The organism is Halomonas sp. NyZ770 (assembly GCF_020616575.1).
Lineage (GTDB): Bacteria > Pseudomonadota > Gammaproteobacteria > Pseudomonadales > Halomonadaceae > Vreelandella > Vreelandella hamiltonii.
This window is the reverse complement of the sequence record NZ_CP085143.1, coordinates 715,385-734,346: the sequence shown is the minus strand read 5'-3', so window position 1 is coordinate 734,346 and position 18,962 is coordinate 715,385. Positions and strand designations below refer to the sequence as shown.

The following is an 18,962-nucleotide window of genomic DNA, read 5'->3' as shown; positions in this document are numbered from 1 at the left end:
GAGATATTTAGCGAGAGTTCTTCCTGAACCTCTTTTTATGAAAGACAACACAATGCTGCTATTGCTGCGCGACGCCTGTGCTGTACCTGTTGGCTTGAAGGCATTGCAACGGTGCAAGCGAGCACGCGTTCAACCCAAAATAGTGCGCCACAGCAGCCGACGCAGCCCATTCAAGGCCACTCATGAGCACACATCGAGGAAAATGGCATCACGGACAGCGCCAGCAGGCTTTAAAACGACTCGACGCCTACCCGGCACTGCGGTGATCAGGCCCTGCGGTGATAGAGTTCAAAGACGAAAGACTTCACGCAGGTCGGGCGTATCACTTTTCTCTTCGACTATCGACAGCGACGCTTCGATGGCCTTGAGGTGACGGCTCATGAAGGCCTTGGCACGTTCGCCATTGCCTGCTTCCAGGTAGCCGATCAGGTCGTCATGGTCGTGGGACTCGCAGCCCAGGTGGCCGCGATGACCATATACGGCGAGGATCAGTGAAGAGCGTGAGCAGAGGCGCTCGACGAATTCCGCCAGGGTGGCGTTGCCGGAGAGCTGCGCCAGGCGCACGTGAAAATCGGCCGAGAGACGGATGGCCACGCTTTGCTGGCCACTGCGCAGGGCCTGTCGCTCCTGCTTGGCCATGTCTCGCAGCTCGGCAGCCGCCTTCGCATCCATGCGCCTTGCCACGTCCGGCATCAAGCCGCACTCGATGAGCTGGCGTGCATCGAACACGTCCTTGGCTTCATCGGCAGTAGGGCGCGTCACGCTGGCCCCACGGCGCGGGGTCAGGGTCACCAGTTGCTCCAGCGCCAGCCGCTGCAGGATTTTACGGATCCCCGTGCGGCTGATGCCAAACACCTCTGCCAGGGCATCTTCGCGCAGCCGGGCACCCGGCTTGAGGCGTTGCTCCACGATGGCATCGCTCACTGCTCGGTAAATGGCTTCGTGGCGCTCGTCACCCTCTTTTTCCGTGGGCCGCCGTTTCAACGCCGTCTGCGCTTCGCTCATGGGGTCTCCTCTCTGCGAACCGTTTTACTCCTCCCAGGCCGCTATGATATCGCGCTCTTCGTCACTCATGTTGGTGATATTGCCCAGCGGCATGTAGCGAGTGGCGACGACCCGCTGAATCTGTGCCTTGTGGCCCAGTATCTCTTCCCAGTGATCGAAGGCGTAGCCCGCAGGCGGCGCGGAGAACCCGGCGTGCTCAGGGTTACGCGCATGGCACAGGGTGCAGTGCTGCTCCACCAGAGCGGTGATCTGGGCCTGGTCGGGGGCCGCACTGGTACTTTCCACGGCGGCGCGCGGGCTGGGGGCTGCTACCCAGAACGCCAGCAGAATGAGCCCTACGCCTATCGCAGGATAGGCAGGCTGGACCTTGCCCGCATGCATCAGCACGAAGAACTGACGAATCAACGCGCCAGCAAAGATGAACAGGGCCATGACGATCCAGGCCTGCTCATGGGAGTAAAGAAAAGAGTAGTGATTACTCACCATCAGCAGCACCACCGGCAGCGTGAAGTAGGTGTTGTGCACCGAGCGCTGCTTGCCGCGCTTGCCATCTAGCGGGTTGGGGGCCTCTCCGGCTTTCATGGCCTTGACCATGCGGCGCTGGCCGGGAATGATCCAGAAGAAGACGTTGGCCGACATGGCCGTGGCCATGACGGCCCCGGTGAGCAGAAAGGCTGCCCGCCCGGTGAACATCTGGGTGCTCAAATACGCCACGACCACCATCATCACCGCCACGGCAATGCTCAGCAGGCCGTCACGTTGCATATCCGGGCTGATACGCTTGCAGAGCTCGTTATAGACCACCCAGCCGCCCAGCAGGAAGCTCAATGCCAGCAGGTTGGCTTGCCATCCGGTGAGGTTGGCCGCCCAGGCCCAGTTGCTGTTGGGGTTGACCAGGTAGAAACCCGGATTGACCATATAAAGAATGACGAACAGCGCAAAGCCAGAGAGCCATGTGGTGTAGGCTTTCCAGAACGACCAGTGCAGGTCGTTGGGGAGCTTGGCAGGGGCCGTGGCGTATTTCTGGTTATGATAGAAACCACCGCCATGCACCGCCCACATCTCACCAAACACACCCTTGTCACGATCTTCCTGAGCCTTGGGCGTGCGCAGGCTGTTATCCAGCATGACGAAATAGATCGACTCTCCGATCCAGGCAATGGCGGCGATCACGTGGAGCCAGCGCAGCAGCAGGTTGGCAAATTCGATAGTGTACGCTTGCATGTGAAGCCCCCTCAGCTACCGCGATAGGTCGAGTAGCCATACGGCGAGAGCAGCAGCGGTACGTGGTAATGCTGGCTGGCATCGGCCACGCCAAAGCGCAGCGGGATGACGTCCAGGAAGCGGGGCTCGGCAGCCTCGACCCCCTGCTGGCGTAGATAGTCTCCCGCATGGAACACTAGCTCATATTCGCCAGCGGTCAGCGCCTCGCCTTCCAACAGCGGCGCATCACAGCGGCCGTCGCTGTTGGTGACGGTGGTCGCTAACGGCTCGCGCTGGCCACCGGTCAACCGAAAGACCTCGATGATGATGCCCTGACCGGGCTGCCCTTTGGCGGTATCCAGCACGTGGGTAGTCAAGCGTCCCATCGTCACTCCTCATATTGGCAGGGTTATTGGTGTTGTTGGCAGGTTTGACCTATTGGTCAAAGAGTACCGTTGATGCTATTTATTGTATACAGCAATTCCCTTTTCGCACGCTTGGAGAACCCTTGTGCCGACTGAAACGCCTTTGCGATTGTCCCCTGCCCCGAGCCAAAGCAGCCTGGAAACCTTCGTGGCCCACTATGGCGATGTCTATGAACACTCTCCCTGGGTGGCCAAGGCTGCCTGGCAACACGGCCTGAAAGAGGCTCACGACGCCCCGGATGCGCTGGCCGAACTGATGGGCAAGATGCTTCAACAGGCATCCCCCGAGCAGCAGACGGCCGTCATTCAGGCACACCCTGACCTGGCCGGCAAAGCCGCGTTGGCCGGGGAGCTGACCCACGACTCTACCAGCGAACAGGCCGGTGCTGGGCTCGATCAGTGTTCACCGGAAGAGTTTGCCCGCTTCGAGCAGTTGAACGCCGCCTATCAGGAAAAATTTGGCTTTCCCTTCGTGATTGCCGTCAAGGGCCTGGACCGCTATGCCATTCTGGAGGCCTTTGAAAAGCGGTTGAACAACGATCCGGCACAAGAAAGAAAAACGGCCATCGAGCAAATCATCAGGATTGCACGGTTTCGGCTGAGAGCGCGTGCAGGCGACGCCACCTAACGCCCGCTCTTCGGATAAAAAAATGCCGCGCTTCAGGGCGCGGCATTTTCATGGAGCAACCGTTACGATTTGGCAGTATCGGCTGCTTTCTTGGTGGTCTCTTCCGCCATTTTCTGACTTTCCTGCAGGAAGCCCTGGCTGATAGAGGTCACTTTTTCGGAGTCACCTTTCATGCGCTCCATCATGTCGCTGGCCGCTTTCTGCTGGCTTTCCATGGCTTTCTTGAAGCTATCTGCGTCTTTGACGTCGAGCCAGGTGCGCGCCTGGGCGATGGTCATGTCGGAATAGGCGCGTGCAGCATCCATTTGAGCGCCGACCAGTTGCTCGTAGTAGTCCAGCGCTGCCAGTGTGTAAGAGCGCATGGGTGAAACAAACACGGACTCGAACTGCTGGCTGGTTTTTTCTGCTGTCTTGTTCATCACTAAATCTCCTTGAGTGAGCTAGCGGTACGATGCGCTCGACGGCGCATCTTGATAGGCGGTTGCCGTTGCTAATATCAAAGCTAGCAGCGCTTTTTGTGCAGCGCAACATGAATTTTTCACCTTCACGCACGCTGCATCGCCATTATCGATGACTCACTCGCGGTTAATCATTATTAGCGGTTTCCGAACAAGTGCTTACGCGCCAGGTCATCCATGGGCGCTCCTGCCTGGGGGTTCACATCCTCGACCAATGCATAGGCTTTGCGAATGGCGGGACGCTGAGAAAGCTCTTCGAACCAGCGCTCCAGGTCGGGAAACTCCTCCAGGGTCTGGCGCTGTTTTTCCCAGGGCACGATCCATGGGTAGATGGCCATGTCGGCAATCGAGTAACGGTCGCCGCCCACATAGTGCTGCTGGGAAAGACGCTGGTCCAGCACGCTATAAAGCCGATTGGTTTCACGCACGTAGCGCTCGATGGCGTAGTCGATCTTGTGGGGCGCATAGTGGCAGAAGTGATGATTTTGCCCGGCCATGGGGCCTAGCCCACCCATCTGCCAGTGCAGCCACTGCAGTACCACATAACGCTCGCGCCCTTCTGCTGGCAGGAACTGGCCACTCTTGTCTGCCAGGTACTCCAGAATCGCCCCTGACTCGAACAGCGCCATGGGCTGCCCCCCGTCGCGCGGGGCATGGTCGACGATGGCAGGAATGCGATTATTGGGCGCAATGGCCAGGAACTCGGGGTCGAACTGCTCGCCACGCCCGATATTGATGGGCTTTACGCGATAAGCGAGCTTTGCTTCTTCAAGCATGATGGAGACTTTGTGGCCGTTGGGCGTTGTCCAGTAATACAGGTCAATCATTGCCATCTCCTTGTCCATGAAGGGCGTCCCCATACAGGGCCTGCCCCTTCATGTTGCCTGTGAGTGTCAGCGGCGAGTACCGCTTAGCCTAGTATAGATCACGAATGGTCATGGCCTTGCCCGCCACGCCATCGTGCACCGCCAGCATGCGCTGGAACCAGCCGGCCACGGGGTCACGCTCCTCCACCAGCGTTTCGGTCGAGACGCTATAGGCCCACATCATGCTGCCGAACAGCAGGTAATCTGCCCCAGCGGGGGAGTCACCATCGAGGAAAGGGGTTTCCTTGAGTTGTGCACTGGCGGGCACCAGCGCCTGATGCAGTTGTTGGCGGCCTTTCTCAGGGTCGTGAACCGCCTCGAGGCTGGCCCCAAAGCGCGCTTCACGGGTGGTGCGGAAGTATTCCCGATCCTCCGGGTGGATGGCTTCCAGCAGATCCAGCACCACGATACGAAACAGCGCGGGCGTAATGCTGCGATCCACCAGTTGCTTGAACAACGTGACACGCTGCAAGCCCAGCCCATCGCCCAGCACCGGCGCCTCAGGGTAAGTGGTATCCAGGTAGCGCAGGATATCGAAGCTGTCGGTGACCACCGTGTCACCATCGGTCAACACCGGCACCTTGTCGTAGTGGGCAAATGCCAGCGCCTCTTTCTGCTGAAACCGCCAAGCCACCGTAGTGTATGCCAGCCCTTTGTGGGCCAGCGCCATGCGCACGCGCCAGCAGTAGGGAGAAAATCTCAAGCGATCATCGCGACCGCACAAATCATAAAGCGTGATGGCCATGGTCGAACGACTCCTGAAAAGAGGTAAAGAGTGCACCTACACTATACGCCGTCACAGCATACGCGATAGGCCTAGAACATCCCTCCTCTGTGTACTGCCTTTCTCCTCCTTGACTGAACTGTCTATTAGTCTAATAACGGTGTCGACTCGGCGCTTCTTTGCAGCGCTAAAAAAGCAATGAATAACAGTCACTTGATATTAAAAAAACGCCTCGCTACGCGGCCGAAAAAGCCCCTTTTACTGGTAAGACCAATTTTCCAATATAGTCATTCCAGGCGCCTGACCGTATCTTTCACGCTGTCCCAACTATCATTGAAAATGATGCGTTGGCTTTCGCGGAGCACACCAAATCAATAACAAGGGGCCGTTCCTCCCATGAATGAAAATATACTAGCTCTTCTGGCATTTCTGCCGCTGTTGCTGGCCGGGATATTGCTCATAGGCTTTAAGATTCCCGCCAAGATAGCGATGCCGATCGTTTTCCTCACCGCTGCCATTATCGGCCTGACTGCATGGGACATGTCGTTCAGCCGTGTCGCGGCATCCACCGTTCAAGGGTTGATCCAGACCGCTGGCCTGCTGTGGATCATCTTTGGCGCCATCCTGCTGCTGAACACCCTCAAGCACTCCGGTGGCATCACGGCCATCCGTAACGGCTTTTCAGGCATCAGCCCGGACCGCCGCGTGCAGGCGCTGATCGTCGCGTGGCTGTTTGGCTGCTTTATCGAAGGCGCCTCAGGCTTTGGCACCCCCGCTGCGGTGGCTGCACCGCTGATGGTCGCCCTGGGCTTCCCGGCGCTGGCGGCCGTCGTGGTAGGCATGATGATTCAGTCGACCCCGGTATCGTTTGGCGCAGTGGGCACCCCGATTGTGGTGGGCGTGGGCAGCGGCCTCGACCGTGCCGGCATCACGGCGCAACTGGAAGCCAACGGCTCCACCTGGGAAGCGTTCTTCCAGCAGGTCACCAGCACCACGGCAATCACTCACGGCATCGTGGGTATTCTCATGCCGCTGATTCTGGTGCTGATCATGGTGCGCTTCTTTGGCGCCAACCGCTCCTGGAAAGAGGGGCTGTCCATTGCTCCGTTCGCCATTTTCACGGGCATCGCGTTCGTCGTTCCTTACATGCTGGTAGGCGTCTTCCTGGGGCCAGAGTTCCCCTCGATGATCGGTGCCATGGTCGGCCTGGCCATTGTCGTTCCTGCTGCGCGTAAAGGGTTCCTGCTACCGAAAGACACCTGGGACTTCCCGGAAGCCACCTCCTGGCCGGACGAGTGGGTCGGCAACCTGCAAATCAAGCTGGACGATGTCGCAGGCAAGGCACCGATCTCGACCCTCAAGGGCTGGATTCCCTATGTGCTGTTGGCGCTCTTCCTGGTGGCCTCTCGCACCATCGAGCCGCTGCGCGTGGCGCTGACTTCCGTGAACCTGAACTGGGCCAACATCTTCGGTGAAGCAGGCGTCAGCGGCGGCATACAGCCGCTCTATCTGCCGGGCGGCATCATTCTGGCCGTGGTGTTCATCACCTACTTCCTGCACAAGATGAACCCGCGTCAGATGAGCGCAGCCGTCTCGGAATCCACCAAAACCATTTTTGGTGCGGGTTTCGTCCTCGTGTTCACCGTGCCGATGGTGCGTATCCTGATCAACTCGGGCGTCAACGGCGCAGACCTGGTGTCCATGCCTGTCATGATGGCCCAGGCGGTTGCCAACAGCGTTGGCGGTGTCTATCCCTTCTTTGCCCCCGCCGTGGGTGCCATGGGTGCTTTCATCGCCGGTTCCAACACGGTTTCCAACCTGATGCTGGCCGAGTTCCAGTTCAGCATTGCGCAAACTCTGGGGCTCTCAACGGCCGTCATGGTCGCGCTTCAGGCGGTGGGTGCTGCTGCGGGTAACATGATCGCGATTCACAACGTGGTCGCCGCCTCGGCAACCGTTGGCCTGCTGGGCCGCGAAGGCACCACGATTCGTAAAACGATCATTCCGACCATCTACTACCTGGTATTCACCGGTATCATCGCGCTGGTCGCGTTCTATGTGCTGGGTATCACTGATCCGCTGATGTAACAACCTCAGCTGGGCTCAGACACCCTCTCCCACCCCTAGGCCACGCCTGGGGGTGGGCGTTTTCAGGTACAGGCAGGCTCAATCGATGCGCTTGAGCGAGTCAGCGTGCTGCTTGCCCCGTATCACATAGCTTTGTGCATTCAGCTTCAGCGCTTCCACCGCCTCTGCCGACAGCTCCCTGACCACTTTGGCAGGTGAGCCGACAATCAACGAGTTTGGCGGAAAGACCGCCCCTTCCTTGATGAAGGCTCCCGCGCCTACCAGGCTGTTCTCGCCAATCACGGCGCCGTTGAGCACTACCGCCTGAATGCCGATCAAGCAGCCATCCCCCACGGTACAGCCATGCAGCATCGCCTGGTGCCCGACGGTCACCCCTTTTCCCACCTTCAGCGGGTAGCCGGGGTCCGCGTGCAGCACGGCGCCATCCTGAATGTTGCTCTCTTCACCGATTTCCAGATGATCGCTGTCGCCGCGCAGTACCGCCTGATACCACACGCTGGCGTGTGCCTTCAGGGTAACCTGACCGATGACGTCCGCCGTGTCGGCAATGTATACGTCTTCATGAATAGCGGGCTGATGCTCGCCAAATTGATAGATGGCCACGTAACGCTCCTTTTGTTGGTTGTCGCTATCAGGCTAGCGCCTGAGCCAGCAGGCGAGCAACGTGAATCGCTTCGCGCCCGCTGCCATCCTGAATTTGATGACGACAGCTGGTGCCATCGGCCACTAACACCGCCTCCTTGTTTGCGCTTCGCACGGCAGGCAACAGCGTCAGCTCTGCCATTTTCATCGAGGCTTCGTAGTGTTCGGCTTCATAGCCAAAGCTGCCCGCCATGCCGCAGCAGGACGACTCGATCGTCTCGACTGACACGCCAGGAATCCAGTTCAGCACCTGCTCTACCGGGCGCAACGCATCAAACGCTTTCTGGTGGCAGTGCCCATGCAGCATCACGCGCCGGCCTTCCATGGGCTTGAGCGTTAACGACAGCTCTCCTGTCGAGTGAGCATGTAGCAAAAATTCCTCAAACAGATAGGCAGCTTCCGACAGTGCCTGCGCCTGTTCACCAAAGCCATACTGCAAGAATTCATCACGCATGCTGAGCAAGCATGAGGGTTCCAACCCCACCACGGCCACGCCACGCTCCACGAACGGCATCAGGAAGTCCAGCGTGCGCTGTGCCTCGGCCTTGGCTTTCTCGAACTGGCCCGAAGAGAGGTAGGTGCGGCCACAGCAGAGCGGCCGCTGGCCTTGGGTCACATTGAGATGCACGCGATAGCCAGCGGCCTCCAGCACTCGCTTGGCAGCGGACGCATTGTCGCCCTCCATGTAGTTATTGAAGGTATCCACAAACAGCAGGACTTCTTTCTCTGCAATTGGCCTCTCCGCAGTTGGCCTCTCAGCGGTTGCCGAAGAGTCCGCCGTCGCCAGAAAGTTGCCGTTAAACGCGGGAAGCGCTCTTTGCGGGGCCAGCTTGAGCGCCTGCTTGATGCGCTTCGCCAGCCAGGGAGCCCGTTCGATACCGTTCACCAAACCTGAGAACCGGCTAGCCCAAGGGGCGTAACGGGGCATTTCGCCAACCATGCGATCACGCAATGTGAGGCCTTTGGCGCGCACCCGAGCCGCCCGTGCTTCTATCTTGAATTTGGCCATATCAACGCCCGTGGGGCAGTCGCGCTTGCACCCTTTACAGGAAACGCATAGATCCAGCGCCTCTTTCACCTCATCGCTGGCAAGTCCTTCATCCCCCAACTGCCCCGAGAGCACCTGCCGAAGCGTGTTTGCCCTACCCCTGGTCAGGTGCTGCTCTTCTTTGGTGATGCGGTAGCTTGGGCACATGGTGCCTGCATCGAACTTGCGACAGTGGCCGTTGTTGTTGCACATCTCGACCGCCATGGCCAAGCCATGGGTGGTGTCTCCGGCACTGCCAGGAGGCGTCTGCTCCCCCGTGAGCGGATCTCGCTTCACGTTCCAGGAGGACCAATCGAATACCGGCGTCATCGGAATACGCTGATAGGTGGAGGGAAACCGGAAGTAGCGCTCGTCATCCATTTTCGGCGTATCGACGATTTTTCCAGGATTGAGCAGGTTCTGCGGATCAAAGAGCTGTTTCACTTCGCGGAAAGCGTCATTGATGATCTCGCCAAACTGCCAAGCAACCCACTCGCCACGGCAAATACCGTCGCCGTGCTCACCCGAGTACGCGCCCTTGTACTCACGCACCAGCGCAGAGGCCAGCTCTGCGATTTCACGCATTTTTTGCGCCCCGTCGCGGCGCATGTCCAGAATGGGGCGAACGTGCAGCGTGCCGACCCCCGCATGGGCGTACCAGGTGCCCTCCGTGCCATAGCGATTGAACACCTCGGTGAGCTTGGCGGTGTACTCGGCAAGGTGCTCGAGGGGAACGGCGCAATCTTCGATGAAAGAGACCGGCTTGCCATCGCCTTTCATGCTCATCATGATATTGAGCCCAGCCTTGCGCACGTTCCACAGCGCTTTCTGCTCGGCCGCCTCCGGCATATTCACCACGCTGCCGGGCAGCCCTAAATCACTCATCAACTCATTCAAGTTGCCTAGCAGCCTGTCGGTCTTTCCGTTGCACCGTGAGATACTGACCACCGTCATCGCCGAGCTGAGAAGATCGCCATGAGCCGCTTCATCCCTGTGGATCGCCAGACCGATTACCTGCTGCCGCCTTCGGTAGACGAGTGGTTGCCCGATGGTCACCTGGCGCGGTTCGTTGTCGATGTTGTCGAACAACTGGACCTCTCGACGTTGACCCGGCGTTACATGGGGCGGGGTTCCAAGGCACATCACCCGGCGGTGCTACTGAGCCTGCTGATCTACGGCTACGCCACCGGGGTGGTCTCCAGCCGCAAGATCGAGCGTGCCACCTATGACTCGGTGGCGTTCCGCTACCTGGCCGCCAATACCCATCCCGACCATGACACGCTGGCCACCTTTCGCCGCCGCTTTCTGCCGGAACTGGAACAGTTGTTCGTACAGGTGCTGCTGCTGGCCCGCGAGATGAAGCTGCTCAAGCTTGGCACCATCGCCCTGGACGGCACCAAGCTCAAGGCCAACGCCAGCAAGCACAAGGCGTTGTCGTATGGCCATGCCAAGAAGCTGGAGGCACAGTTCAGGGCAGAGGTGAAAGCGCTGACCGAGCGGGCCGAGTCGGCGGACAAGGAGGACGCGGCCGACGGCATGGATATCCCCGCCGAGATTGCCCGCCGTGAAGCCCGCCTGGCGGCCATCGCTGAGGCGAAGGCCAAGATCGAGGCGCGCGCCGAGGAGCGGGACGCCACCGAGCAAGCCGCCTATCAGGAAAAGGTGGCGCGGCGGGAGGCGCAGCGCAAGGCCGGCAAGAAGCCCCGTGGGCGTGACCCCGAACCGCCCACTGGTGGCCCGCGTGACAAGGATCAGATCAATTTCACCGACCCGCAGTCGCGCATCATGCCGGTCACCGGCAAGGGGTTTGATCAGTGCTACAACGCCCAAGCCGCGGTTGATACCGAGAGTCTGCTGGTGACCCATGTCCACGTCACGCAGGCGACCAATGACAAGCAGCAAGTCATGCCGCTACTGACGGCCTGGCAAGGTTACCCGGAAACGCTGGGAAAACCTGACCACCTGCTGGGTGATACCGGCTACTTCAGTGCCAGCAATATCCAGGCCTGCCATGACCATGGTATCGAACCGCTGTTGGCGATGAAGCGAGACGTCCATCACCTTCCGGTCTTTGAACGTTTCGCCGCGGATCCGCCTGCCCCGGAGAGCGAGGACCCCGTCGAACAGATGGCACACCGCTTGAAGACGCAGGCGGGCCGAGCGCTCTACGCATTGCGCAAACATACCGTGGAGCCGGTCTTCGGGATCATCAAACACGTGATGGGGTTCCGGCAGTTCTCGCTACGCGGACTGGATAAGGTCAGCGGCGAGTGGCGATTGGCCACCATGGCGTGGAATATCAAGCGGATGCACCGGTTGACGGCGGGCTGAGGGCTCGCCGCGCCCAACCGGCCAGCAGGCAAGGCGTCAGAACCGCCTTGCAGAAGCTGAGGGGCAGGTTAAGAGCCACACAACAGCACCAACACCAACACCAACACAGGGGGGGGTGAAGAACCCACGCCTCAGCTCATCCATTAACCTCAAGTCCGACAGACTGCTAGCGCTTCAAGCTGGGCATCTCGGTCTTGCCCGGCAAACTCCACGAGCAAAATGGCTTCCGGCTTGCCGATCAGCGCTTTTTCGATCACCGGCCTGAACGCCGGATTCTCAAGCGAGAGCTCGATCATCGTGCGGTCGACGAGTTCGACCGCCATCGGCCCCAGCTTGACGATATGCTGAGTAAAATCCATGGCTTGGTAGAACGTGGGGAAGTTGACGACCCCCAGCACTTTTTGTTCGGGGAGCGGCGACAGCTTCAGCTTGATACGGCGGCTTACCCCGAGCGTCCCTTCAGAGCCGATGAGCAAGTGCGCCAAATTCGCCCGCCCATTCGGGTCATAAGGGATAGGGTTTTGGCAGTCGAACAGGTCGAGGTTATAGCCCCCCACGCGACGCAGCACTTTGGGAAAGTGGTCGCGAATATCATGGCCGACCCGCTCGGCAATGGCTTTTACCTGCTGGGCGAGTTGCTGCTCCCGTGAGCCCTCGGCAAAGCCATCCACAAAGCTGAAATTCACGTCGCATCCATCGGCCAGGGTGGCTTCGATGCCCTCGACGTTGTGCACCATGTTGCCGTAGTAAATAGAGCGCGACCCGCAGGAATTATTGCCTGCCATTCCGCCAATGGTGCATTGGGCACTGGTGGATACATCCACCGGATACCACAGCCCGTGGGGCTTGAGCCAAGCATTGAGATGATCCAGCACCATGCCTGGCTCCACCACCACGGTGCGTGCGTCGGGGTCGAACTCCACCACTTGGTTCAGCCAGCGCGTGGTATCGAGAACCAATGCCTCACCAACGGTTTGACCACACTGGCTGGTGCCTGCCCCACGTGCCAACACCGGTACGTGGGCATCACGGGCAATGTCCAGGGCAATTTTCAAATCTTCCTGATGGCGTGGGATCACCACGCCAACGGGGGTTATCTGATAAATGGATGCGTCAGTGGCATAACGCCCCCGAGTCGCCTGATCAAATAAGACATCGCCTGCGAGCTCTCGTGAAAGCCGTTCAGCCAGACCGCTGATCGGCTTGATCTTGGCATCTCTTGGCGCATGTTGGCTGGTCAGTGACGTCATGACACTCCTCCCCTTTTTAACGCGCCTGATGGTCGCTTGAAGCTTGCAACGGGTTCGCTGCGAAGTACTCCAACGCTGCCAAGACACCGCTGCCGCGCAGTGAAACGCCTGCCAGCTTCATGCCCGCTTCGCAGCCGCCCAGCGTGGCAATCAGGGTCAGGTCGTTGCAATCCCCCAGGTGCCCGATACGGAACATCTTGCCTTTCGCCTTGCCAAGGCCCATTCCCAGCGACAGGTCAAAACGCTCATAGATGATCTTGCGCACGGCATCCGCATCCACGCCTTCCGGCATCACCACCCCTGTGAGTACCGGGGAGTACAGCGCGGGGTCCTGGCACTGAATCTCCAAGCCCCACGCTTGTACCGCCGCACGCACCCCTGCCGCCCAGCGCTGGTGGCGGGCCAGTACCTGTGGCATACCCTCATCCAGCAGCATGTCGAGTGCTTCATTAAGGCCGTACAGCAAGTTGGTGCTGGGGGTATAGGGCCAATAGCCGTTCTGGTTGGCTTCCAGAATTTCATCCCAGGCCCAGAAACTCTTGGGCAGCTTGGCCTGCCTGCTCACCTCGATCGCCTTGGGTGAGAGCGCATTGAAACTAATGCCCGGCGGCAGCATCAGGCCCTTCTGTGAGCCGGACACCGTGACATCCACGCCCCACTCATCGTGGCGGTAATCGGCACTGGCCAACCCGGAAATGGTATCCACAATCAACAAGGCCGGGTGATTGGCCTCATCGATGGCTCGACGAACCGCCGCAATGTCACTGGTGACCCCCGTGGAGGTTTCGTTGTGTACCACACAGACCGCTTTGATCTCGTGCTCAGGGTCGTCTTTTAGCCGCTCTTTGATCATCTGGGCTTGCACGCCTTGGCGCCAGCCTTCATACCCCGGCAGGCCAATGAATTCCGGCGTCAGATCCAGGCGCAGCGCCATCTTGTGCCATAGCGTGGCAAAGTGGCCCGTTTCGAACATCAGCACCCGGTCGCCAGGCGACATGGTATTGGCCAACGCGGCTTCCCAGGCGCCCGTGCCAGAGGCGGGGTAGATCACTACCGGGTGTTCGGTCTTGAACACCTGCTTGGTCTTGGCCAACAGCTCACGGCCCAGCGCGCCAAACTCCGGCCCACGGTGATCGATCGTTGGCAGACTCATGGCGCGCAGAATGCGGTCTGGCACCGGCGATGGGCCAGGAATCTGCAGAAAATGACGACCGGAGGGGTGAAAATCGAGCTTCAACATGATGTCGCTTCCTCTTTGTTGTTGTAATGCGGTTGTTGTGATGCGGTTATCGCGAAACAGCACGGCACTAAATTGGATAATGAATTCAAACCATGTTTTTAAAAAACTACTTTATGCACCCTTCGGCACGCAGCGTGTCGCGCTCTTCATCCGACATGCCCAATTGCTCGAGCACCTCATCGGTATGTTGAGCAAAGAGCGGCGCTGCAGAACGGATCTGGGCAGGCGTACGTGAGAACTTGCTGGGAAAACCGATGGTTTTCATTTTGCCGATCACCGGATGATCCATCTCCTCCACCATGCCACGGGCCAGATAGTGCTCATCCTGCATGGCCTGGGCGAAATCATTGATAGGCCCTGCCGGTACGCCGGCGGTATCACACAGCGCCAGCCACTCATCGACGGTCTGGTGGGCCATCAGCTCTTCGAGCAGCGCCTCCAGTTCATCCACATGCTGGCCACGATCATGGTTGGTCAGAAAGCGGGGGTCTTCCATCAGCGCGGGCCGTTTCAATACATCGCCGCAAAACCGCTCCCAGGTCCGTTGATTGGCGCAGCCCAGCATCAAATAACCATCCACGGCCTTCACCGCCTGATAAGGCGCAGACACCCGATGGCGCCAGCCAGTAGGGCCAGGCACCGTGCCTTCAGAGAAGTAAGCTGCCGCTTCCCAGGTAAACCAGGGCAACCCGCATTCGGTAATGGCGATATCGATATGCTGCCCTTCCCCCGTCTTCATCTTGTGGATGTGGGCGGCCAAAATCGAATAGACCGCCGTGATGCCACCGCCAATGTCGTAGACCGCGATGCCGGTCTTCAAGGGGCGCCGCCCGGCTTCGCCGGTCATCGACATCAGCCCCGTCATCCCCTGGGCCACCAGATCGAACCCGCCTTTGTGGCTGTAGGGCCCGGTCTGGCCATACCCCGAAATGGAGCAGTAAACGATACCTGGATTGATGGCTTTGATGGTGTCGTAGTCGATCGACAGTGACTGGGTGACCCCCGGCCGATAGTTCTCGACGATGACATCCGCATCGGCTGCCAGTCGATAAAAGATCTGGCGGGCACGCTCGTCTTTCAGGTTGAGTGAAATGCTTTTCTTGTTGCGGTTGATTTGCGAAAAGCAGGTCGACTCGCCGTTCACATATGGCCCCATCTGACGGCTGTCATCGCCGCCATTGAGTTTCTCTACCTTGATGACCTCGGCACCCATATCCGCCAGCACCATGGTGCAGTAAGGACCAGCCATGATCTGTGACACATCGAGGACTTTTATATCTTGTAAAGGAAGCATGCGCTTTCCTCCTCAAGCCTGTGATAGGCATCTACTGAGCAGAGCGGCAGCCTTACTGGCCGCGCCACTCAAAAGGCGTTTTATTGACGAATTTGTTCACCGCTGCCGAGAAATCCTGGCTCAGGTAGCAAGTGGCCACCCAATCGTCGCTGGCATCGGGCGGGAGCCGCCGCTGGGCCTGCACGCGATTGATCAGCGCCTTGCTGGCCTGCAGGGTCAGCGGTGCACGTTTGGCAAATTCGGCGGCAATGGTGGCGACTTCGGCGTAGATGTCCGCCCCATCGAACAGCTGATTGACCAAACCCGCGCCCAGCGCTTCTTCTGCCGTCACCAGTTTCGCCATCATCAACACTTCTTTCGTGCGCGGGATACCGACCATATCCACCAGCCGAGACACGTTGGTAATGGAGAGCGTATTGCCCAGCGTCTTGGCAATAGGCACCCCAAATTTCAGCGTGTCGGTGGCATATCGAAAATCACATACCAGCGCCAACGCCGCGCCGCCGCCTACACAGGCCCCTTCGATCAGCGCCAGCGTGGGTTTCGGAAAGGTTTCCAGCTTGCCCACCACACGGTCGATGCGCCGCTCGTAGCCAATGGCATCCTCAGCTTCGGCAAAATGTGCAAACTGGGTGATGTCGGTCCCCGCCACGAAGGCTTCTCCGCCGACACCGTGAAGCACCAGGGCGTGGATATCGGTATCGTCGGCTAACGTGTCGCAGTAGTACTCCAAGGCGTTGTACATTTCCCACGTCATGGCATTGCGGCTTTGCGGACGGTTGAACCCTAACCAGGCCACACCGTCTTTCACTTCGCAGCGCAAACTATCGGTGGTGGGTGCTTGTAGTTGCTGTGTCATGGAGCACCCCTTATCCGTAGATGAAGTTGACCAATGCCAAGGCAAAGGCAGGAATGTAGGTATTGATCATCAAAATCGTGAACAGCACGGCAATGAACCAGAGATTGGTTTTGGACGTTGCCCAGATGTCTGATTTCGCAATGGAGCAGGACGCAATCAATACGCTGGCAACCGGCGGGGTCTGCTGTCCGATGGCCAGGTTCAGCGTGACGATCAGGCCGAAGTGCAGCGGGTCGATACCCACTTCCAGTACCAGCGGCAGCACGATAGGTACGACCAGAATGATGGCGGCTGCCGAGTGCAGGAACACACCGAGAATCAGGAAGATGATGTTCAGCAGTGCCAGGATCACATACTTGTTGCTGGTCAGGTCGCTGATTTGCAAAGCAATGGCCTGAGGAATACGGGTTTCGGTCAGATACCCGCCCACCACCGCAGACGCCGCCACGAGCAGCATGACGACGGCAGTTTGCACACCAGCGCTTTTGCACGAGTCGATGAAGTTCTTGAGGGTAAACTCGCGATAGATCACCGCACTGATGAAGATGGCGACACACACTGCCAGCGCAGCGCCTTCCGTCGCCGTCACGAAGCCGCCGAAAATCCCACCCAGAATGATGACCGGAATCAACAGCGCCCAAACGGCCTCTTTCAGTGCCTTCCAGAGTTGCGACACCCGGAAACGACCTTCAGAGGGGAAGTTGTACTTACGCGCCAGGTAGTAGCACATGGCCGCCAAGCCCATCGCCCCCAGCAGGCCAGGAAAGATACCGGCCACGAACATCTGAACGACCGACTCCCCCGACATGACCGCGTACAGAATCATGGGTATGGAAGGCGGAAGGATAATTGCCAGACTGGCCGCCGAAGAGGAAATCGAGGCGGCAAACTCTTTGGAGTACCCCTTCTTGCGCATGGCAGGAATCAAGATACTGCCAATCGCCGACACGCCCGCCACCGATGACCCGGAAATTTCGGCAAAGAACACCGACGCACCGATGGTCACCATCGACAGGCCACCCTTGATGAACCCCACCATGGCCATGGCCAGATCGATCAAGCGTCGCGAGATGCTGGAGGCGTTCATGATGGCACCTGCCAGAATGAACAGCGGGATGGCGATCAACGGAAAGTTGGTTGCCCCCTCGAACATCGTCATACCCACCGTCGGCATCGCCATGCTGCCGTAGGTGATGAAGGTGGCTATCGTCCCTACCAACGCCAGAGCGACCGCCACTGGCACATTGATCAAGATCAGCGCGATCAGAGCAATGAAGATATAGAGAATGATCATGATGGTTACTTATCCCCGCTGCTGTGTGCTGACGGCTTCGACCTCATCGGCATCGATGCCGACCTCTTCAAGCTCATGGTCCACAAAGCCTTTGCCTCGGGCACTTTTCAAAATATCGGGCAGCCGCAGCAGCTCGGCGATAATGAACAGGACAGAAGCGATGGGAATGGCGGACTGGGTCACCTGCATGGAAATGGACGGCAGGCTCACCATGTTCATGCCTTCCAGAATCATCATGACCTGGTAGCTCGCCAACCCTAGAAAGACGAAGAAACCAATCGTGATGGCTTCGGCCAGCAGGGCAACGGGCACCCGTACCGCCGGAGGGCACATGTTCAGCACGCTGGGGCAAGTGATATGCGCCCCTTTGGCAGCCGCCAGGGCAGCCCCGTAATAGGTCACCCATGCCAGCAGTACGGCCGCCAGCTCGTCGTACCAGCTCAGCGGAGAACCCAGGTAACGAGAAACGAAGCCAATCGTGACGACCCCGGCCAACGCAATCACCAGCACCACCACGATGCCTTCAAGAAACGCAAAGTAGGCGTTCTTGAACTTGGTATAAGTGCTCATTGAAACCTCCTGTTGGTAGAGGCGTCCGCCGACAAGGGCAGCCGCCTCCAAGAAATGGTGGCGACGTTACTCGCGCAGGGCGGCAACGGAGTCCAGCATTTCCTGACCACCGGCAACATCGCTTGCGAACTTGTTGTAGATGGATTGAGAGGCCTCAACGAAAGCATCGAAGTCCACGTCATTGACTTCCATACCGGCATCACGCATGCGCACCAAGGTCTCGTCATCGAGGCGCTGGCCCTCTTCCAAGGCAAAGTCTTCCATTTCCAGCGCGACTTCTTGCAAGACCGTGCGTACTTCTTCCGGCAGCCGATTCCAGCTTGCGCCAGCCGTCAGGTAGGCAGGGGTATAGACGTGATTGGAGATGGACAAATAGTCCTGAACTTCATGAAAGCGAGAGGAGAAGGTTTGAATCAGGGGATTCTCCTGGCCATCCATCGCACCCGTCTGAAGGGCGACGAACACCTCGGAGAGGGACATCGGGGAAGGCGCAGCCCCATAGCTGCGGAACATCTCTATCCGCCACACACCGCTGGGCGTTCTCAGTTTGATACCGCGTAGATCCTCGGGCACGGTAATGGGGCGAACGTTATTGGTGATTTGGCGGAAACCGTTTTCCCACACGCCAATGATTCTGAAGCCACGCGCTTCGGCTGCCTCATACAGGGGGCCACGTACTACCTCGTCGCGCACTCGCTTCATGTGCTCGCGGTCTTCGATCAGGTAAGGCATTTCGAACAGCGCAAACTGCTCTGACTCCGAACTCATGACCGTCGAGGGAATGGAGAGATCCAGTGACCCCAGGCGCAGGCGACGCATCATGGATTCGTCGCTGCCTAGCTGGCTGTTGCCGTAGACGTTCACTTCCGCAATACCGTCGAGGCGTTCATTGGCCAGCTCCGCAAAGCGGTTGGCCGTGATTTCGAACAGGGATCCTGGCCCGCCTACATGCCCAAGGCGTACCTCGACGTTGGCATGCGCCAGCGAGGCGCTCAGCCCCAGGGTCACGGCCGTTGCCAAAAAAGCTGTTTTGATGAATTTCATGGGAGTGCTCCAAG

Annotated in this window: 18 protein-coding genes; 3 read left to right on the top strand and 15 right to left on the bottom strand. The window is 58.9% G+C overall.

The genetic code is table 11. From position 1 onward, the window contains the following. Nucleotides 1-288: 288 nt before the first annotated feature. Genes LG409_RS03590 through uraH form a run of 3 tightly spaced genes read right to left on the bottom strand, consistent with a single transcriptional unit; the run spans nt 289 to nt 2,594 of the window. Complete coding sequence (locus LG409_RS03590; protein WP_039175411.1) at nt 289-1,005, bottom strand: GntR family transcriptional regulator; 717 nt, start codon at nt 1,003-1,005, stop codon at nt 289-291. A gap of 24 nt (nt 1,006-1,029) precedes the next feature. Next, nucleotides 1,030-2,229, bottom strand: a complete 1,200-nt coding sequence (locus tag LG409_RS03585; protein WP_193461049.1) for a urate hydroxylase PuuD — start codon at nt 2,227-2,229, stop codon at nt 1,030-1,032. Between the two features lie 11 nt (nt 2,230-2,240). Then, a complete protein-coding gene (gene uraH, locus LG409_RS03580; protein WP_081136265.1) occupies nt 2,241-2,594 on the bottom strand; it encodes a hydroxyisourate hydrolase in 354 nt (117 codons plus the stop codon). A 124-nt stretch (nt 2,595-2,718) separates the two neighbouring features. Between uraH and uraD the strand changes: the two genes are divergently transcribed. Continuing rightward, nucleotides 2,719-3,261 (top strand): 2-oxo-4-hydroxy-4-carboxy-5-ureidoimidazoline decarboxylase, encoded by a 543-nt coding sequence (gene uraD / locus LG409_RS03575; RefSeq protein WP_039175405.1) that lies wholly within the window; start codon nt 2,719-2,721, stop codon nt 3,259-3,261. A gap of 62 nt (nt 3,262-3,323) precedes the next feature. Here the strand turns inward: uraD and LG409_RS03570 are convergent, their stop codons facing one another. From LG409_RS03570 to LG409_RS03560, 3 genes are all read right to left on the bottom strand, one after another. Then, nucleotides 3,324-3,680, bottom strand: coding sequence for a phasin family protein (locus LG409_RS03570; RefSeq protein WP_016916200.1), 357 nt, complete (start codon nt 3,678-3,680; stop codon nt 3,324-3,326). 176 nt (nt 3,681-3,856) lie between these two features. Then, entirely contained in the window at nt 3,857-4,546 is a 690-nt protein-coding gene (locus LG409_RS03565) for a glutathione binding-like protein (RefSeq protein ID WP_039175401.1), read from the bottom strand. A gap of 88 nt (nt 4,547-4,634) precedes the next feature. Then, nucleotides 4,635-5,330: a glutathione S-transferase N-terminal domain-containing protein gene (locus tag LG409_RS03560; RefSeq protein ID WP_227407628.1), complete on the bottom strand. Its 696-nt coding sequence runs from the start codon at nt 5,328-5,330 to the stop codon at nt 4,635-4,637. Between the two features lie 375 nt (nt 5,331-5,705). On the opposite strand from LG409_RS03560, the gene LG409_RS03555 reads away from it, so the two are divergent. Beyond that, on the top strand, nt 5,706-7,397 hold the full coding sequence (locus LG409_RS03555) for an L-lactate permease (protein ID WP_227407627.1): 1,692 nt from the start codon (nt 5,706-5,708) through the stop codon (nt 7,395-7,397). A gap of 78 nt (nt 7,398-7,475) precedes the next feature. Here the strand turns inward: LG409_RS03555 and LG409_RS03550 are convergent, their stop codons facing one another. Then, nucleotides 7,476-8,000: a gamma carbonic anhydrase family protein gene (locus tag LG409_RS03550; RefSeq protein WP_227407626.1), complete on the bottom strand. Its 525-nt coding sequence runs from the start codon at nt 7,998-8,000 to the stop codon at nt 7,476-7,478. A gap of 28 nt (nt 8,001-8,028) precedes the next feature. Beyond that, on the bottom strand, nt 8,029-9,951 hold the full coding sequence (locus LG409_RS03545) for an FAD-binding and (Fe-S)-binding domain-containing protein (protein ID WP_227407625.1): 1,923 nt from the start codon (nt 9,949-9,951) through the stop codon (nt 8,029-8,031). Nucleotides 9,952-10,041: 90 nt separating this feature from the next. Between LG409_RS03545 and LG409_RS03540 the strand changes: the two genes are divergently transcribed. Continuing rightward, nucleotides 10,042-11,397, top strand: coding sequence for an IS1182 family transposase (locus tag LG409_RS03540; protein ID WP_016913619.1), 1,356 nt, complete (start codon nt 10,042-10,044; stop codon nt 11,395-11,397). A gap of 149 nt (nt 11,398-11,546) precedes the next feature. Here LG409_RS03540 and LG409_RS03535 read toward each other — a convergent pair whose 3' ends face one another. The 7 genes from LG409_RS03535 to LG409_RS03505 all read right to left on the bottom strand — a co-directional run bounded on the left by LG409_RS03535 (nt 11,547) and on the right by LG409_RS03505 (nt 18,948). Next, the gene (locus LG409_RS03535; protein WP_227407624.1) at nt 11,547-12,647 is read right to left on the bottom strand and encodes an FAD-binding oxidoreductase; all 1,101 of its coding nucleotides are present in this window, start codon (nt 12,645-12,647) and stop codon (nt 11,547-11,549) included. Nucleotides 12,648-12,663: 16 nt separating this feature from the next. Next, nucleotides 12,664-13,887 (bottom strand): pyridoxal-phosphate-dependent aminotransferase family protein, encoded by a 1,224-nt coding sequence (locus LG409_RS03530; protein ID WP_096921441.1) that lies wholly within the window; start codon nt 13,885-13,887, stop codon nt 12,664-12,666. Between the two features lie 106 nt (nt 13,888-13,993). Further along, complete coding sequence (locus LG409_RS03525; protein ID WP_227407623.1) at nt 13,994-15,181, bottom strand: CaiB/BaiF CoA transferase family protein; 1,188 nt, start codon at nt 15,179-15,181, stop codon at nt 13,994-13,996. Between the two features lie 52 nt (nt 15,182-15,233). Next, entirely contained in the window at nt 15,234-16,040 is an 807-nt protein-coding gene (locus LG409_RS03520) for an enoyl-CoA hydratase (protein ID WP_039175386.1), read from the bottom strand. Between the two features lie 10 nt (nt 16,041-16,050). After that, nucleotides 16,051-17,334 carry a TRAP transporter large permease gene (locus LG409_RS03515; protein WP_039175385.1) on the bottom strand — a complete coding sequence of 428 codons (1,284 nt, stop codon included), beginning with the start codon at nt 17,332-17,334 and terminating at the stop codon, nt 16,051-16,053. Between the two features lie 9 nt (nt 17,335-17,343). Further along, nucleotides 17,344-17,904: a TRAP transporter small permease gene (locus LG409_RS03510; RefSeq protein WP_039175383.1), complete on the bottom strand. Its 561-nt coding sequence runs from the start codon at nt 17,902-17,904 to the stop codon at nt 17,344-17,346. A 66-nt stretch (nt 17,905-17,970) separates the two neighbouring features. Then, the gene (locus LG409_RS03505; protein ID WP_039175380.1) at nt 17,971-18,948 is read right to left on the bottom strand and encodes a TRAP transporter substrate-binding protein; all 978 of its coding nucleotides are present in this window, start codon (nt 18,946-18,948) and stop codon (nt 17,971-17,973) included. Nucleotides 18,949-18,962: the final 14 nt, after the last annotated feature.

Bases quoted from the DNA above. Each gene is read 5' to 3' on its own strand.
- LG409_RS03590 (WP_039175411.1), bottom strand. From the start codon at position 1,005: ATGAGCGAAGCGCAGACGGCGTTGAAACGGCGGCCCACGGAAAAAGAG.
- LG409_RS03585 (WP_193461049.1), bottom strand. From the start codon at position 2,229: ATGCAAGCGTACACTATCGAATTTGCCAACCTGCTGCTGCGCTGGCTC.
- uraH (WP_081136265.1), bottom strand. From the start codon at position 2,594: ATGGGACGCTTGACTACCCACGTGCTGGATACCGCCAAAGGGCAGCCC.
- LG409_RS03570 (WP_016916200.1), bottom strand. From the start codon at position 3,680: ATGAACAAGACAGCAGAAAAAACCAGCCAGCAGTTCGAGTCCGTGTTT.
- LG409_RS03565 (WP_039175401.1), bottom strand. From the start codon at position 4,546: ATGATTGACCTGTATTACTGGACAACGCCCAACGGCCACAAAGTCTCC.
- LG409_RS03560 (WP_227407628.1), bottom strand. From the start codon at position 5,330: ATGGCCATCACGCTTTATGATTTGTGCGGTCGCGATGATCGCTTGAGA.
- LG409_RS03555 (WP_227407627.1), top strand. From the start codon at position 5,706: ATGAATGAAAATATACTAGCTCTTCTGGCATTTCTGCCGCTGTTGCTG.
- LG409_RS03545 (WP_227407625.1), bottom strand. From the start codon at position 9,951: ATGAGTGATTTAGGGCTGCCCGGCAGCGTGGTGAATATGCCGGAGGCG.
- LG409_RS03540 (WP_016913619.1), top strand. From the start codon at position 10,042: ATGAGCCGCTTCATCCCTGTGGATCGCCAGACCGATTACCTGCTGCCG.
- LG409_RS03535 (WP_227407624.1), bottom strand. From the start codon at position 12,647: ATGACGTCACTGACCAGCCAACATGCGCCAAGAGATGCCAAGATCAAG.
- LG409_RS03530 (WP_096921441.1), bottom strand. From the start codon at position 13,887: ATGTTGAAGCTCGATTTTCACCCCTCCGGTCGTCATTTTCTGCAGATT.
- LG409_RS03525 (WP_227407623.1), bottom strand. From the start codon at position 15,181: ATGCTTCCTTTACAAGATATAAAAGTCCTCGATGTGTCACAGATCATG.
- LG409_RS03520 (WP_039175386.1), bottom strand. From the start codon at position 16,040: ATGACACAGCAACTACAAGCACCCACCACCGATAGTTTGCGCTGCGAA.
- LG409_RS03515 (WP_039175385.1), bottom strand. From the start codon at position 17,334: ATGATCATTCTCTATATCTTCATTGCTCTGATCGCGCTGATCTTGATC.
- LG409_RS03510 (WP_039175383.1), bottom strand. From the start codon at position 17,904: ATGAGCACTTATACCAAGTTCAAGAACGCCTACTTTGCGTTTCTTGAA.
- LG409_RS03505 (WP_039175380.1), bottom strand. From the start codon at position 18,948: ATGAAATTCATCAAAACAGCTTTTTTGGCAACGGCCGTGACCCTGGGG.